This is a genomic window from Actinoplanes oblitus (assembly GCF_030252345.1).
Taxonomy (GTDB): domain Bacteria; phylum Actinomycetota; class Actinomycetes; order Mycobacteriales; family Micromonosporaceae; genus Actinoplanes; species Actinoplanes oblitus.
The window spans coordinates 8,521,495-8,537,493 of sequence record NZ_CP126980.1 but is presented as its reverse complement, the minus strand read 5'-3'; the positions used below and the strand labels follow the sequence as shown (position 1 = coordinate 8,537,493).

Sequence of the window (15,999 nt, the reverse complement as noted above, 5' to 3'; positions counted from 1 at the left end):
CCCGCCCCGCACCGGCGTGACGTGATCGCCTCGCGGGTCGTTGTGCCCGGCGGAGAACCCGGTCGTCGAGCAACGGAGTACACGATCATGACCGCGACCGTCCATGACGTGGCGATCCTCTCGGACTTCCGGTACCCGGGCGGCAACTCGGCGGCCATCGCGGCCGAGGTGCGGGCCCAGGCCGAGGCTGGGTTGCGCACGATCCTGGTGCACGTGCCGTCCCCGCACAACCGGGACGGCCTGCCGTTCAGCCCGCGGATCGCCGAGCTGCTCCGGGACCGGCTGGCCGAGCTGGCCACCCCGGACGCCGTCGTCAACGCCCGGCTGCTGGTGATCCGGCAGCCCCGGATCTTCACCGCCGACCTGGCGGTGGTGCCGCGGGTGCACGCCGAGCACACCGTGATGGTCCTCAACCAGGCGCCGGGCGACGCCGCCGATCCGCGCCGCTACTACGATTTCGCCGAGGTCCGGGACCGGGTGGAGCTGTACTTCGGCCCGGACATCGAGTGGGCGCCGATCAGCCCGCAGATCCGTGGTCAGCTGACCGGCCTGGGCCGGGAGGACTGGCACGAGATCATCGACGGGTCCGAATGGGCGGCGGACCACCGGGTGACAGGTGATCTGCCGGTCATCGGCAGGCACGGGCGCGCCGACGCGGTGAAGTGGCCCCGCACCGCCGAGCAGCTGCTCCAGGCCTACCCCGACAAACCAGACCTGAGGGTACGCGTGCTCGGCGGCGGCGAGATCGCCACCCGGCTGCTCGGCCGGCAACCGGCGAACTGGGAGGTCATCCCGTTCGGCGGCGAACAACCCGTGGACTTTCTGCGCTCCATCGACTTCTTCGTGTACTTCCACGACCCGGACCTGGTCGAGGCGTTCGGCCGGACCATCCTGGAGGCGATGGCCGCCGGGGTGCCGGCGATCATCGGCGAGCACTTCCGCCCGATCTTCGGCGACGCCGCCCTCTACACCACCCCGGCCGGGGTGGAGCCGCTGGTCCGCGCCCTCTGGGCGGACCCGGAGCGGTACCGCGCGGTGGCCGCGAAGGCCCGGGAGTTCGTCGAGACCCGGTACGGCGTCCCGTCCCACCTGGCCCGCCTGGCCGCCCGTGGTGCCGGGGCCAGGCCGGCGGCGCACCGCGCCCCGGCGCGGGTCCGCCGCGCGGCCGCGCCCCGGCCCCGCCCGGTGCTGATGCTCAGCGACAACGGCGCCGGCCTGGGTCACCTGTCCCGGCTGATGGCCATCGGCCGGCGGCTGCCGGAGAGCCATCCCGCGGTGATCGCCACCCAGTCGTACGGGGCGTCGGTGGCCCACCGGGAGGGCTTCCTCACCGAGTACCTGCCGTCCCGGGCCGTGCTCGGCCTGCCCAAGCAGCGCTGGGCCGGCTTCCTGCGGTCCCGCCTCGAGCACCTGGTCGACCTGCACCGCCCGGCCGTGGTCGCGGTGGACAGCGTCCCGCACGAGGGCATCGTCGCGGCCGCCGCGGCCCGCCCGGACGTCACCTGGGTCTGGGTGCGCCGCCCGATGTGGCGCCGGGCGACCGGCACCGAGTGGATCGCGAGGCGGGACGCGTTCGACGGCATCCTGGAGCCCGGCGAGTTCGCCGCGCCGGCCGACGAGGGCCCGACCGTCGCCGACCGGACCGGCGTGCACCCGGTCGACCCGATCATGCTGCTGGACCGGTCCGACCTGGTCGGGGCGGACGAGGCGCGGGCCGTGCTGGGCGTCGAGGAGGGCCGGCCGGCGGCGCTGCTGCAGCTCGGTGCCGGCAACATCAACGACATCGCCTCACCGGTCGGCCGGATCGCGAAGTACCTGCGCGAGGCCGGCTTCCAGGTGCTGCTCGCCGAGTCGATGATCGCGACCGAGCCGATGCCGCCGGTGCCCGGTGCCCGGGTGGTCAAGGTGTACCCGATCAGCCGATATCTGCGCGGCGTCGACCTGGTGGTCGCCGCGTCCGGATACAACTCCTTCCACGAGCTGCTCGCCTTCCGGGTGCCCACGGTGTTCGTGCCGAACCGGCAGACCTCGCTGGACGACCAGGTGGCCCGGGCCCGGTTCGCCGCGGCGACCGGCGCGGCCCTGTGCGTCGAGGACCCGGAGAGCGACGAGCTGGACCGGGTGCTGGCCGAGGCGGTCCGGCCGGAGGTGCGCGCCCAGCTCGCCCGGCGCTGCGCGGAGGTCGGGTTCGGCAACGGGGCGGAAGCGGCGGCGCGCTGGCTGGCGGGGCTGGCGGCCGAGAACGTACGAAGCGGAGCGTGAACATGTCCGACTTATCGGTAGTTAAGCCGGAATTCGAGAAGTTGCAGTGGGAGCTGGCCGCGCTGACCGGGCGGATGCGCTCGGTGGAGCTGGAGCGGGACTCCTGGCGGGCCCGCTGCGAGCGGCTCACCGAGCAGCGCGACCGGGAACGGGAGAAGAGCCGGCGGTTGCGCAGCAGCGGCTCGTACCGGCTCGGGCGGGCGCTGGTGTCGTTCGTCAAGGACCCGTGGCACACCTCGCCCCGGCTGCTCCGGGGCCTGCTCCGGCGGCTGCGGCCCGGCTCGGGCGGTACGACCGTCGTACCGGAGCAGGTCACCCGGCAGCCGGCCGGGAAACGGCGGCCCGCCCACCTGTACGTCGCGATCGGCCTGGACCACGATGGGCTGCGCGACTTCCTGGTGACCGTCAACCAGCGGCTGCTGGTGACGCCGGACCACCGGCCGGTGGTGCTCACCGACGATCCGGCGTTCTCGCTGCTGCGCAAGCTCGGGGTGCTGCTGGAGTACCTGCCGGACCGGGCCACCTGGGAGCGGCACCGGCCGGACCGGGCGTGGGACGACCTGCTCGCCGAGCGGCTGGCCCAGCTGTGCCGCGACCACGCCACCGAGCGGACCGTGGTGGTGGACCGGCGGCATCCGCCGGTCCTCGCCGACCTACTCGATCCTCGGTAGCGCCGCGTCCAGCAGCGGGGCCACCGTCTGGGCGTATGTCGTGGTCAGGTGGTTGGAGTCCCGGTAGGCCAGCACGTTGCCGATGATCGGCGGGCAGAAGTCGGTGCACAGCCACGGGACCGGGTTGATCACGGTGACGCCGGTCAGGCTGGTGACAGCGGCTCTCTGCAGTGGCCCGCGCAGGGCGACCGAGGCGCTCTTCCCGCACCGGTTGACGCGCTTCAGGCGAGCCTGCCGGGCCACGCAGACCGGGATCCGCTCCGCGAAGTAGGGCGTGTCGAGGATCAGCGCGACCCTTCCCCCGAGCGAGGCCGCGGTGCGCTGCCAGGCCGCTCGCCATTGGGCGGTCTCTTCGGTACGGGTGTCCACCGGCCGATAGTTGAAACTCGACCCGATCACCACGAGCGCGGGCCGCAACGCCCTGATCCGGGCCACCGCCGAGGCGTGGAACGCGGCGCACTCGGTGTACTCGCGCTTCAGCCCGTCGTGCCAGAGCCGCAGGTCGGCCGCCGAGCAGGAGGACTTGCTCAGCGAGACCAGCCGCCAGTGGTGCTGCCTCGCGAGGCGCTCCAGGGCGGGGAACCACTGGGCGGCGTGCGAGTCGCCGTACAGCGCCACCGTCGTCGCCGCGCCCGGGTCGCCGTAGACGCAGCCGTCCGGCGCCACCGTGACCGGTGCCTCGACGTGACAGCCGTCCGCCCACACCCGGGCCTTGTCCGCGTTCACCGTGGTCAGCGTCGGCGCCAGGTTGCCGGGCAGCTCCCGGGTCCGGCGGCCGGCGCGGACGGCGTGGGTGATCACCGCGTACGGGTCGGTGGCACGCGCGGCCGCCACCCGCAGGTCGCGGATCGCCGCGCCGGCCGGCACCGGATGCGGCAGCAGCGCGATGGTGACGGCGGTGGCGGCCACCACCCCGGACAGCGCGGCGCCCAGGCCGAGCGCCCGGACCGGCATCACCCGCAGCCGCGGGTGCTGCCGCAGCGGGTTCTCCACCAGGTGGTAGGTGACCCAGGCCAGGCCCAGCGCGGCGGCCGACAGCAGCAGGCCGAGCGGAACCGACGGGTCGCGGCCGAGCGCGGCCGGGGCGATCAGCAGTACCGGCCAGTGCCACAGGTACCAGCCGTAGGAGAGCCGGCCGACGGCCGGCAACGGCCGGGCCGCGAGCGGCCGGCAACCGCCGATCAGCACGGCCGCGGTGCCGGCGACCGGGAGCAGGGCGAAGAAGCCGGGGTACGCGGTGCCGCCGTCCAGCCAGAGCGCCGCGCCCAGGATCGCGGCCAGCCCGGCCCCGCCGAGCCACGCGCCGGCCCGCCCGGAACTCGTCGGCCCGGTGGCCCTGAGCCCGGGGGCGAAGATCGCGATCAGCGCGCCGGCGCCCAGCTCCCACGCCCGGGTGTGCGGGCCGAAGTACGCCCACGGGGCGGACCGCCCGGTCTCCCACACCGCTGCCGCGAACGAGGTGGCCACCAGTCCGATCAGCACCGGCCGGCGTCGCGGCAGCATCAGCAGCAGCGGCCAGAGCAGGTAGAACTGCTCCTCCACGGCGAGCGACCAGAAGTGCTGGAACGGCGACGGCGGCGCGTCGGCGTTCAGGTAGTCGGTGCCGGTGAGCGCGAACCGCAGGTTCGCCACGTACCCGGCGGCCGACAGGGCGTCCTTGGACAGCTCGCCCAGCCGGATCGCGGGCAGCCACAGCCGGGCCGCGAGCAGCGTGGTGACCAGCACCAGCGCGGCGGCCGGGAGCAGCCGTAGCGCGCGCCGGGCGTAGAACCGGCGGATCGACACCCGCCCGGTCGCCGCCCTCTCGCGCAGCAGCAGCGAGGTGATCAGGAATCCGGAGATCACGAAGAAGACGTCCACGCCCACGTAGCCGCCCGCGGCGAACGGCACCCCGGCATGGCCCAGCACGACCAGGAGGACCGCGACCGCGCGCAGGCCCTCGAGATCGGAACGGAACTTCGGCGACAGGCTCATCGCCCTCTAACGCGCCGCACCGCGATCGGGTGTCGGCCGGTCGGTGCGTCCGCCGGGTGCGTCGCAACCCGGCACCGGCGGGGTCGTTGCCCTTGGTGTGACTGCCGAGGCTCGGAACGCCACCGCACGGCCGGACACCGGCGCCGGGCGGCGGCCCGTCGCGGAGCCGGCGCCACCCCGGCCCTGGCGGCCGGTCTGGCGCGGCATCGTGCTGCGCTGCGTGCTGGTCCCGCTGATCGTGCTGTCCCCGCTGGTCGCCCTGCAGCCCGGCGCCGACCACCGGTTCAACGTCTACGCGAACGGCGCCCGCTACCTGGTCCGCCCGTGGGAGCTGGCCGGTGCCGCGGTCCGGTCCGTCCCGCAGTACCTGGAGCTGGGCAACTTCCGCCCGCTCGGCCGGATGGTGGAGTGGCTGCTGGACGCCGTCACGTTCGGGCTCACCGAGCTGTTCGGGCTGCCCGCCAACGTCTCGCTGCGGCTGGTCTCGTTCGCCGCCGCGACGGTGCTGACCCTGGCCGCCGTGGTCCTCGCCGAGTGCGTGGTGAGCCGGGGCCGCCCGTTCGCCGGGCCGCCCTCGCTGATCGCGGCGGTGCTGCCGTTCGCTGTCGGCGGGAGTTTCGTGGCGGCCGGCCGGACCAGCACCACGGTGCTCTTCGGCGGCCTGTACTTCGTCACCGCCGCGCTGGTGCTGCTGGTCGGCGCGGCCGCCGCCCGGACGGTCGGCCGGATCCGGCTCGGTGTCCGGCTCGGCGTGATCGCCGTGCTGCTCGGCGCGGTGCTGGCCGCCTTCAACGAGATGGCCTGCCTGGCGGTACCGCTGGCCACCCTGGTCGTGCCGATCCGGGCCTGGCTGCTCGGCCTGTCCCGGCGGGAGGCCGCGCTCGGCGCCGGGGCCCGGTTCGCCGGCCTGCTCTGGGCCGGGTTCCTGCCGGTGGCGGTGCCGGTCCGGGCGATCATCGCGGTGAAGTGCGCGGCCGGCGGCTGCTACTCCGGCTCCGACGTGGCGCCGGCCGGCGCGCTCGCGGCGCTGCCCAACCGGCTGACCTCGTGGATGCCGCCGATGACCTGGCAGCGCGCCACCGAGGGACCGTACGGGCACACCCTGACGGCGGCGCTGCCGCTCGCGCTGCTGGTGCTGCTCCTGCTGGTCCGCCGGTTCTGGCGGGACCTGCCGCGCTGCGACACCCCGGACCGGCGGCAGGCCTGGGCGCTCGCCGGGACCGGCTTCGCGGTGCTGCTGCCGGCCGCCACGATGGGCGCGCTCAACCTCCAGATGCAGCGGCTCGCCGCGGCCGGCTGGTGGGGGCTGGGCTGGCGGGACAGCGCGCTGGCCGGGGCGGCCGGTGCGCTGCTGACCGTGGCGCTGCTGACCGGCGTGTTCGCCCGCAGTCACCGGAGCGCCCGGGCGCACCGCCGGGGCGTGCTCGGCGGCGTCCTGCTGCTCGTGGTCGTCGCCGCCGTCGCCACCAGCGCGAATAGGGACTACCGGGCGGCCGCCGCCGCGGAGAAGCCGGCGTTCGTGCACGACCGGGTGGCCCAGGAGATCGTCGACTTCGACAGGTCCGCGGCCGGCGACGCCCGCCGTTGCACGCTGCGTGACCAGTTCTGGGCCGGCCTGCCGCGCGATCGCCGTACCGGGTACCCGCCCGAGCTGCGGCGCTTCGACCAGGCCGTCGACACCGCTACCCAGCGGCTCGCCGGCCGGCCGTTCTGCACGAAGGCGCCCTGACGAGCCGCTGGTCCGCCGTCTCGTGGCGCGGACCGGTTACCGTCGTCCGATGCCGGTGAGCGATGCGGTCGGCCGGCGCGGCCCGGCCCTGGCGCGCCTGGTGCGGTACGGGCTGAGCGGCGCGGCCAGCACCGTCACTCATTTCGGCATCGGCCTGCTCGGGGTGCACCTGCTGCACCTGCGCCCGGTGGTCGCCTCGACGGCCGGCTTCCTGGCCGGCGTCGTGGTCTCCTACCTGCTGCAACGCGGCTGGGTCTTCCGCTCGGCGGCGGGTCACGCGCTGGCCGGCTCGAAATTCCTGGTCGTCACCGGAGTGGCGGTCACCGTCAACACGCTCGTGCTGTGGCTCGGCACCGAGGTCCTCGCCGTGCCGTACCCGATCGTCCAGCCGCTCGCCCTGACCCTGATCGCGCTGGTCAACTACTCGCTCAACGCCCGCTGGACCTTCGCCTGACGGCGGGCCGATCGCCCCGGACGCCGAGCCGACCGGCTCCGTGGCACCACGCCTGACGGCCGGTGACGAGGAATCAGCTGCCTCGTCACCGGCCGTCAGGCGTGGTGCGGCGAGCGTCGGGTCCGCACCCCGGCGGACCCGCGTACCGGAAGAAATCGTTGGTGGGGCCGGGCGTCAGAGGCGGTGTGCCTCGCGGGTCGTGGTGACGCCGCGGGTGTCGAAGAAGCGCTTGGCGAGCCGGGCCAGGTGGTCGGCGTCGTATTCGCGGTGGTTCTGCACCAGGATGACCAGGTCCGCCGAGGCGACAGCGGCCTCCAGGTCGTCGGTGCGCGACACCGGCACCCCGGCGACGTCCCAGGTCCGCACGTGCGGGTCGTGATAGGCGACGGTCGCGCCGAGCGCCGCCAGCTGACGGGCCAGCGGCGTGGCCGGCGACTCCCGCTGGTCGGCGATGTTCGCCTTGTAGGTGATGCCCAGCAGCAGCACCGTGGCCCCGCGCACCGCCTCGCCGTCCGCGTTGAGCAGGTTCTGCGCGCGCCGGGCGACGTAGGCCGGCATCGTCGCGTTGATCTCCTGGGCCAGCTCGACGAAGCGGAACGGGTAACCGAGCTTGCTGCGCACGTTGTGGCTCAGATAGTTCGGGTCGATCGGGATGCAGTGCCCGCCCACCCCCGGCCCGGGATAGAACGCCTGGAAGCCGAACGGCTTGGTGGACGCCGCGTTGATCACGTCCCAGAGGTCGATGTCCAGCTCGTGGCAGAACCGGGCCATCTCGTTGACCAGCGCGATGTTGACGTGCCGGTAGGTGTTCTCGAGCAGCTTCGCGGTCTCCGCCTCCCGCGTGCCGTGCGCCCGGACCACCTGCTCGATGAACCGCCCGTAGAAACCGGCGGCCGCCTCGGTGCAGGCGGGGGTGTAGCCGCCGACCACCTTCGGGGTGTTGTGCGCGCCGTAGGCGGCGTTGCCCGGGTCGATCCGCTCCGGCGAGAAGGCCAGGTGGAAGTCGATGCCGGCGGTCAGCCCGGAGAGCTGTTCGAGCAGCGGCCGGACCACGTCGTCGGTGGTGCCCGGATAGGTGGTCGACTCCAGCACCACCAGCATCCCGGGGCGCAGGTTGCGGCCGATCGAGCTGGTCGCGCCGGTGACCGCCCGCAGGTCCGGCCCGTCGCCCTCGGCGAGCGGGGTGGGCACGCAGATCACCGCGGTCCGGGCCTGGGCGATCTCGGTCTCGTCGGCGGTCGGCCGGAACCCGGCGGCGAGCATCTCGGCGATGTCGGCGTCGCTCAGGTCGTCGACGTGCGACCAGCCGTTGCCGAGCGCCTTGACCACGCTCTCGTCGACGTCGAAGCCGAGCACCGACATGCCGGCCCGGATCGCCTGCTGCGCCAGGGGCAGCCCGACATACCCCAGGCCGAGGATGACCACGTCGTAGCTCAAGGGACTCTCCTTGTGATGGTGTGTCTGATCAGGCAGCCGGCGGGAGGGCCAGCGCCCCGGCGGGCTGCCGGGGCGCGATCAGGTGCGGCACCCGCAGCTCGAAGGGCGAGGCGAAGGGCAGGTACGCCGGCAGGAAGTCGGCCAGCAGCGCCTCCTGCTCGGCCACCGCGGCCCCGGCGGTGTCCACGTCGTTGAGGCAGAACGCGTCCACGTCGCGCGAGCGCAGCAGCCGGGCCAGCCGGAACGGGGTGACCGGGTCGGCCAGGTCGGTGTACCGGTAGCGGAGCGCTCCGGGGGTGGCCAGCCCGGTCAGGTAGGCGTAGTACTGCTGCAGCGAGGAGAGCAGCGACACGTCGTCCGGGTGCCGGAACTGGTGCTCGGCGGTGCTCCGCAGCGGCTCGGCGAACCGCTCTTCGATCTCCTCGAGGACGCTACGCCGGGACGGGTGCGGCGCGTGCATCATCTTGCGGGTCAGCACCCGGCCGAAGGTCTTCTCGATCAGCCGCCGGTTGTTCTTCGCCGCCGAGTCGGCCGGCCGGTCGCCGGGCCCGCGCGGCGCCAGGTCGACCTGGGAGGCGGAGGGGAAGAACTTGGTCAGCCCGCCGGCCGTGAAGAACAGGTCCGGGGTGACCGGCCGGCCCAGGATCACGTCGTCGTTGAGGTAGAGGAAGTGCTCGGCCAGCCCCGGGATCCGGTGCAGCTTCGACTCGATGGCCTGGGAGTTGAAGGTCGGCAGCCGTCCCGAGTCGCCGAAGATCTCCCGGTGGCTGACCACCGTCAGCCGCGGGTGGCAGCGGTTCAGCCAGGCCGGCGTCTGGTCGTCGGTGACCAGGTAGACGTGCCGTACCCAGGGGGCGAAGCAGTGCAGCGCGCGCATCGAGTAGCGCAGCTCGTCCCGGCTGATCCAGCGCGAGTCGTTGGCCGCCTGCCCGTTCACCCGGTTGACCCACGGGTTCTCCGCCAGCGCCCGCGCCTTGCGCCGCTGCCAGGCCGGGTCGCTGCCGTCCACCCAGGTGTAGACCACGTCGACGGGGAAACCGATCCGGTCCGGCCCGAGCGCCGTGAACGTCCGCCGGGTGCGGTAACCGGTGACGTCGTCCGGCGCGCAGAACGCGCCGAAGACCGGCTCCGGCGCGGTCACCACCGGCTCGTCGGCCGGGATCACGGCGGCGACCGGGTTGCGGCGCGGGGCCACCAGCCCACCGCCCTCGGCCCGCCAGAACTCCACCTCGCAGGCGTGGTCCGGCCCGAGCACCAGGCTGCCGCCGGGGTCGCTGACCGGCCAGCAGGCGGCCATCACCGCGTCCTCGCGCCCCTTCGGGCCGCTGCGGCGCACCATCCCCCGGTCCCGGCCCGCGGCGCCGGCCAGGACGCTCAGCACCAGGTCGCGATCGGTTTCCGGTACGCCAACAGCGGTGCGCCCGGGCTCCGCGGCGGGCACCCGGAACCAGTCGACGCCGGCCTCGTCGAGCGCCTCGGCGACGCGGTCCAGGTTGGCCCGGCGTACCTCGACCGGGCTGGTGATGGTGACCACCCGGGCGCCGAGCCGGCCGTGCGGGGTGCGCACCCGGATCACCCGGCCGGGGGTGGCCGGCCGGTCCCGGCGAACCGGGCCGAGCGGCATCAGCGTGCGGGCCAGCCGGAGCCGTCGTTCCGGCGCGACGCGCGGCAGAACCGTGTTCTCGGCCGCCTGGAAGATCCGTCGCCGGATCGGCCAGGGCGTCTGCCGGAGAAGCCGCCGCAGGGTCACGCCTTGGTCCTTTCGCCGCAGGTCCACCCGAGCCTTAACGCCGGGGCTGAGAGGGAAGTTGCGGTCTATACCGTTAACCAGCGATATATGCCGGTTGACCCACCGTCGGGGGTTATCCGGGAAGTCCCACCCCTAGGGGAACGTCTCAGGGGTCCGGCCGATGCGGGTCGTTGCGCGGGCACGGCATGGTGGAAGGCAGTCGAAGACCGGGAGGTCGGGATGGGCAAGGCAGTGATGTACGTGCTGGCGCTGATCGGCGGCGTGGTCGTGGTGAGCTGGGTGGCCCACGCGCTGTTCGGTGCGTTCTTCTACCTGGTCGTGGCCGCGCTGGTGGTCGGCGGCGGACTGTGGCTCTACGGAAAGGTCAAGAAGGAGATCGCCCCGGGGACCCGCACCCAGCGGCGGATCGAGGCGGCGACCAAGACGTACCGGATGCGGAACCGGTGAGCTTTCGCCGCTACAGCTAGGCTTGCGGTCTACGCCTCCACCACCGACCAACGGGAAGTCGCACCGTGTTTGACACCCTGAGTGACCGCCTGTCCGGGATCTTCACCAAGCTCCGCGGCAAGGGCCGGCTCACCGATGCCGACATCGACGCCACCGCGCGCGAGATCCGCCTCGCGTTGCTCGAGGCGGACGTCGCGTTGCCGGTGGTCAAGGCATTCATCGCCAACCTCAAGGAACGCGCCAGGGGTGCCGAGGTCTCCCAGGCGCTGAACCCCGCGCAGCAGATCATCAAGATCGTTCACGAAGAGCTGATCAACACGCTCGGTGGCGAGGGGCGGCGGCTGGTCTTCGCCAAGCAGCCGCCCACCGTGATCATGCTGGCCGGTCTGCAGGGCGCCGGTAAGACCACGCTCGCCGGCAAGCTCTCCCGCTGGCTCAAGGGCCAGGGGCACCAGCCGCTGCTGGTCGCCGCCGACCTCCAGCGGCCGAACGCGGTGAACCAGCTGCAGGTCGTCGGCGGCCGGGCCGGCGTCGACGTCTACGCGCCGGAGCCGGGCAGCGGCGTCGGTGACCCGGTCAAGGTCGCCAAGGACTCGATCGAGGTCGCCCGGCGCACCGCCAAGGACATCGTGATCGTCGACACCGCCGGCCGGCTCGGCATCGACGAGGAGATGATGCAGCAGGCCCGGGACATCCGGGACGCGGTCCAGCCGGACGAGGTCATCTTCGTCATCGACGCCATGGTCGGCCAGGACGCGGTGCAGACCGCCGAGGCGTTCCGGGACGGCGTCGGCGTCACCGGCGTGGTGCTCTCCAAGCTCGACGGCGACGCCCGCGGTGGTGCCGCGCTCTCCGTCCGGCACGTCACCGGCCAGCCCATCCTGTTCGCCTCGACCGGTGAGAAACTGGAGGACTTCGACGTCTTCCACCCGGACCGGATGGCCAGCCGGATCCTCGGCATGGGTGACGTGCTGACCCTCATCGAGCAGGCCGAGGCGGCCTTCGACGAGGATCAGAAGGAGAAGATGACCAGCAAGCTGCTCGGTGGCGAGCAGTTCACGCTGGAGGACTTCCTGGACCAGCTGATCGCGGTCCGCCGGATGGGCCCGATCGCCAACATCCTGGGCATGATGCCCGGCATGGGCCAGATGAAGGACCAGCTGGCCGAGCTGGACGACAGCCACTTCGACAGGGTCACCGCGATCATCCGCTCGATGACGCCGAAAGAGCGCACCGAGCCGAAAATCATCAACGCGTCCCGCCGGCTGCGCATCGCCAACGGCTCCGGGGTCACCGTGATGGAGGTGAACCAGCTGCTCAACCGCTTCGCCGACGCGCAGAAGATGATGAAGCAGATGAGCGGCATGATGGGCCTGCCGGGTGGCCGCCGGTCGGCGACCAAGAGCTCGAAGAACAAGCGCAAGGGCAAGAACAACCGCCCGCGGGGCGGCGGGATGCCGGGTGGGATGCCGGCCGGGTTCCCGGGTGGGATGCCGCAGCTGCCGGCCGGCCTGGACCCGAACGCGCTTGCCGGTGGCGGCATGCCGCCCGGCTTCAAGCTGCCGAAACTCGACTTCAACAAGCTGAACAAGCCGAAGGACAAGGATCGCTGAATCTAGGCATGGCGCATCTAGTCGCGGGACAATAGTATGAGTGTCGATCCCCATGAGGAGGAGCTCGTGACCGCTGTCCTTCACGCGCCTGTCGACCCGCGCCTTTTCCCACCCGACAAGCAGGATTGGACCGTCGACGACCTGGCCAGCCTTCCGCCGGATCTCCGTTATGAGCTGATCGACGGAAGGCTCGTCTTGCCATCCCCTACTGGCATCCATCAGATTCTGGGTCAGAAGCTGGCTGCGGCCTTGGAGCGGAACTGCCCCAAGGGGTATTCGCCGGTGACGGACTACTCGATGAAGGTTGATCACGAAAACGAGCCGAGGCCGGACGTTGTGGTTGTCCATGACAGCGTTCTCGCGCGCACGCCGGCTCCCATCGAGAAGGCAATTCTCGTGGTCGAGATCGTCTCGCCGAGCTCTCATATTCGTGACACGTTGGGCAAGATCAGAGTCTTCGCTGAGGCGGGCGTTCCCACCTACTTGATCGTTGATCCGGTTACCTTCGATCATGGCATCGAGTTGAGTGAGTTCCGGCTGGGTGAGAACGGCTATGACCTGATCACCAGCACCAGCGGAATCTTCGAGACGGAAGTCCCTTATCCGATGAAGATCAATGTTTCGGCGTTGACCGCGCTGCGCGACAAGTACCTCGCTGCGCAGGAGGAGAGCTGATCCGGTAGGACTGTTCCCATGGCGTTGCATGTGCGTGGGACTGTCCTGCCGGACGGCGAGGTCCGGGACATCTGGCTGGTGGGGGACCGGGTCACCTTCGAGCCGGTGCGCGAGGCCGAGACGATCAGTGACGGCGGGTGGATCGTGCCCGGGCTGGTCGACGCGCACTGCCACCTGGGGATCGCCTACGGGGCGAAGCCGATCACGGGACTGGATCAGGCCCGGGAGCTGGCGACGATCGACCGGGACGCCGGGGTGCTGGCGCTGCGCGACGCGGGTTCGCCGTACCCGTACCCCGAATTGGACGACGAACCGGGAGTGCCCCGCCTCGCCCGCGCCGGGCGGCACGTCGCGGCCCCGCGCCGCTACCTGCGGGACATCGGCGTGGAGGTGGCCGCCGAGGAGGTCGCCGCCGCGGTGACCGCGCAGGCCAAGGCCGGGACCGGCTGGGTCAAACTGGTCGGCGACTGGATCGACCGGGAGGTCGGCGACCTCGCCCCGAGCTGGGACGCGGCGACCATGGCCGCCGCGGTGGAGGCGGCGCACGCGGCCGGCGCGCGGGCCGCTGTGCACACGTTCTCCGAGGAGGGCGTGGAGATCATGGTGAAGGCCGGGGTGGACTCGGTGGAGCACGGCACCGGCCTGTCCCTCGAGCTGATCGACGAGATGGCCCGGCGCGGGACCGCCCTGGTGCCCACGATGATCAACATTCGGACGTTCGGGAAGATCGCCGACCAGGCCCGGGAGAAGTTCGCCGGATACGCCGACCACATGATCGCCCTGCGCGACAACTTCCCCGAGGTGGTGCTCGCCGCGCACGAGGCCGGTGTGCCGATCTACGTGGGCACCGACGCGGGCGGCGGGATCCGGCACGGGCTGGCCGCCGACGAGATGCTCTACCTGCACGAGGCCGGCATCCCGGCGGCCGACGTGCTGGCCGCCGCGTCCTGGCGGGCCCGGGAGTGGCTGGGTTTCCCCGGCCTGGTCGAGGGCGGGCTGGCCGACCTGGTGGTCTACGACGCGGATCCGCGCGCCGACCTGCGGGTGGTGAAGGCGCCGCGCCGGATCGTGCTGCGCGGCGCCGTCATCAGGTAATCCGGTCGAGCGCCGGCCCGGTCAGCCGGGCAGGCGCCAGATCCGCAGCCCGTCGGCGACCGGGCAGGCCAGCCGGTCCGGGGTGCTGTCACACGGCCCGAGCTGCAACGGGATCTGGCCGAGCGGCTCGACGCGCCCGTCCGCGACCCGGATCCGTTCCACGGTCCCGCTCATGGTGAGCCGCAGCAGCGTCTCGGTGGTGAGCCAGTGGAGGTAGCTGTCCGGCGTCCGGTACACCAGCAGCCCGTTCTGGTCGTAGAGCTCGGTGATCCCCTGGCCGCCGATCAGCAAATGGCCACCGATCGCGGAGATCCCGTCCATCGGGTGATCGTCGAGGACCTCCCAGAGGCGTCGGCTCTGTCTGAGGTCGATCGCGACCACCCTGGTTCCGGTGGGGCCTGTGTCGAGCACGAAGAGCCGTTCCAGGTACATGGCGACCGCGGTGAGGGCATTGCCGGGCGGCCCGGTGAACACCACTGTCGAGTCGCCGGTGCGCAGATCGGTGGCGCGCACCCGATAGCCCGTGCCGCTCGTCTCGGAGGTGATCAGCCAGCCGTTGTCGGCCCGCATCATCCCGCTCCCGTCCGGCGCCGGGACGGTCAGGCTCCGGCTCACCGTTCCGGTGTCGACGTTCACCACCCGGACCTGGCCCTTGCCGGTGACCTGGACCAGGCGGTCGTCGGTGCCGCCGTCCGCGCGCATCTGGTCCACGGAGTGGACCGCGAGCGACCACACCGGCCCGTCGCCGAGCCCGGGCAACGACCACCGCTGCTCGCCGCTGCGCCAGTCCAGCGCCGCGAGTTCCCCGGTGTCCCTGGACCAGCGGACCAGGGCACGGCGGTGCACCGTCAGCACGTCCGACGTCGCGAGCGGCAGTTCCCAGAGCCGGTGGCCGTCGGCCGGGTCGTAGGCGGTGGCCGTCCGGTCGGTGCTCAGCACCACCGCCTGGGCCACCGGGGACAGCGTGGCGAGCTCGTCCGGCTCGCCCCGGTGCTGCACCGCCCACGCCTCGGCACCGGTCTCCAGGTCGGCGGCGAGCACCCGGAACTCCCCGTTGGGCTCCTGCCACAGCGTGAAGACCCGGCCGTTGCTCGCCACCGTCGTCGACGTGGTGAGCGTGCCGTCGAGCCCGACCGGCCGGCCGATCTCGGACAGCGTCCGGCTCGACGGGGTCACCGCCGGGGCCGTCGAGTGCCCGGATCGGTGCAGCAGCCCGCCGACCGCGCCCGCGACCAGGCACACCGCCACCGCGGCGGCGACCACGGCCTGGTTCCGGCCGCGCCGCCGCCCGCGCCGGCGGGCCTGCTCGGCCGGCGCGATCGCTATCGCGTCGGCCTGGCGGCCGAGCGCCGCGAACAGGTCGTCGAGGTCAGTGGGCATCGGTAGTTCCCTCCGCGAGCAGGGTTGGTTCCAGCGCGCCGAGCGCCGTGGCGAGGCCGGCCCGGCCCCGGGACAGCCAGGACTTGACGGTGCCGATGGACGCGCCGGTCTCCGCGGCGATCTCGGCGACCGAACGGTCCAGCAGGTAGTGCAGGGCGAGCGCGTTGCGGTGCGTCGCCGGCAGCATCCGCAGCGCGCGGACCAGCAGGACGGTGTCCTCCGAGGGCGGCGCGACCGGGGGCCGCGGCCGTTCGGCGGCGGCGTGACTGCGGCGCACGAACAGCCGGCGCCATCGATCGGTGGAGAGCCGGCTCACCACCAGTCGCAGCCAGGCCTCCGGATCCTCGTACCCGGACACGTGCCGCCATCGTTGCCAGGCCCGGGCGTAGGCCTCCTGCACCAGGTCCTGGGCCTCGCCGGGATCCCCGGTCAGCCCGTAGGCGTATCGCATCAGCCGCCGGGACGTGTCCCGGTAGAACCCGTCGAAGTCCATTCATCACCCCGTTCGTCTC

At 72.6% G+C, this 15,999-nt stretch carries 13 protein-coding genes; 8 read left to right on the top strand and 5 right to left on the bottom strand.

Annotated features, from left to right (window positions below; genetic code table 11):
• The first annotated feature begins 87 nt into the window (after positions 1 to 87).
• Both Actob_RS37885 and Actob_RS37880 read left to right on the top strand, forming a co-directional pair.
• A complete protein-coding gene (locus Actob_RS37885; RefSeq protein WP_284916788.1) occupies positions 88 to 2,262 on the top strand; it encodes a glycosyltransferase in 2,175 nt (724 codons plus the stop codon).
• 2 nt (positions 2,263 to 2,264) lie between these two features.
• Entirely contained in the window at positions 2,265 to 2,933 is a 669-nt protein-coding gene (locus Actob_RS37880; RefSeq protein WP_284916787.1) for a hypothetical protein, read from the top strand.
• Here Actob_RS37880 and Actob_RS37875 read toward each other — a convergent pair.
• Positions 2,916 to 4,907, bottom strand: a complete 1,992-nt coding sequence (locus Actob_RS37875; protein ID WP_284916786.1) for an acyltransferase family protein — start codon at positions 4,905 to 4,907, stop codon at positions 2,916 to 2,918. The genes Actob_RS37880 and Actob_RS37875 overlap by 18 nt on opposite strands.
• A gap of 97 nt (positions 4,908 to 5,004) precedes the next feature.
• Here Actob_RS37875 and Actob_RS37870 point away from each other — a divergent pair, with 97 nt between their 5' ends.
• On the top strand, positions 5,005 to 6,636 hold the full coding sequence (locus Actob_RS37870; protein ID WP_284916785.1) for a hypothetical protein: 1,632 nt from the start codon (positions 5,005 to 5,007) through the stop codon (positions 6,634 to 6,636).
• 49 nt (positions 6,637 to 6,685) lie between these two features.
• A complete protein-coding gene (locus tag Actob_RS37865) occupies positions 6,686 to 7,090 on the top strand; it encodes a GtrA family protein (protein WP_284916784.1) in 405 nt (134 codons plus the stop codon).
• Positions 7,091 to 7,264: 174 nt separating this feature from the next.
• Here Actob_RS37865 and Actob_RS37860 read toward each other — a convergent pair whose 3' ends face one another.
• Both Actob_RS37860 and Actob_RS37855 read right to left on the bottom strand, forming a co-directional pair.
• Positions 7,265 to 8,527: a nucleotide sugar dehydrogenase gene (locus Actob_RS37860; protein ID WP_284916783.1), complete on the bottom strand. Its 1,263-nt coding sequence runs from the start codon at positions 8,525 to 8,527 to the stop codon at positions 7,265 to 7,267.
• 28 nt (positions 8,528 to 8,555) lie between these two features.
• Complete coding sequence (locus tag Actob_RS37855) at positions 8,556 to 10,277, bottom strand: stealth family protein (protein ID WP_284916782.1); 1,722 nt, start codon at positions 10,275 to 10,277, stop codon at positions 8,556 to 8,558.
• 219 nt (positions 10,278 to 10,496) lie between these two features.
• On the opposite strand from Actob_RS37855, the gene Actob_RS37850 reads away from it, so the two are divergent.
• From Actob_RS37850 to Actob_RS37835, 4 genes are all read left to right on the top strand, one after another.
• Positions 10,497 to 10,724, top strand: a complete 228-nt coding sequence (locus Actob_RS37850) for a hypothetical protein (protein WP_284916781.1) — start codon at positions 10,497 to 10,499, stop codon at positions 10,722 to 10,724.
• Positions 10,725 to 10,789: 65 nt separating this feature from the next.
• Positions 10,790 to 12,337 carry a signal recognition particle protein gene (gene ffh / locus Actob_RS37845; RefSeq protein WP_284916780.1) on the top strand — a complete coding sequence of 516 codons (1,548 nt, stop codon included), beginning with the start codon at positions 10,790 to 10,792 and terminating at the stop codon, positions 12,335 to 12,337.
• A 66-nt stretch (positions 12,338 to 12,403) separates the two neighbouring features.
• On the top strand, positions 12,404 to 13,012 hold the full coding sequence (locus Actob_RS37840; protein ID WP_284916779.1) for a Uma2 family endonuclease: 609 nt from the start codon (positions 12,404 to 12,406) through the stop codon (positions 13,010 to 13,012).
• Positions 13,013 to 13,030: 18 nt separating this feature from the next.
• Positions 13,031 to 14,107, top strand: coding sequence for an amidohydrolase family protein (locus Actob_RS37835; protein WP_284916778.1), 1,077 nt, complete (start codon positions 13,031 to 13,033; stop codon positions 14,105 to 14,107).
• Positions 14,108 to 14,128: 21 nt separating this feature from the next.
• On the opposite strand, the gene Actob_RS37830 is transcribed toward Actob_RS37835, so the two are convergent.
• Together Actob_RS37830 and Actob_RS37825 are read right to left on the bottom strand one after the other, a co-directional pair.
• Positions 14,129 to 15,487, bottom strand: a complete 1,359-nt coding sequence (locus tag Actob_RS37830) for an outer membrane protein assembly factor BamB family protein (protein ID WP_284916777.1) — start codon at positions 15,485 to 15,487, stop codon at positions 14,129 to 14,131.
• The gene (locus Actob_RS37825; protein WP_284916776.1) at positions 15,477 to 15,980 is read right to left on the bottom strand and encodes a SigE family RNA polymerase sigma factor; all 504 of its coding nucleotides are present in this window, start codon (positions 15,978 to 15,980) and stop codon (positions 15,477 to 15,479) included. The genes Actob_RS37830 and Actob_RS37825 overlap by 11 nt, the downstream gene beginning before the upstream one ends.
• Positions 15,981 to 15,999: the final 19 nt, after the last annotated feature.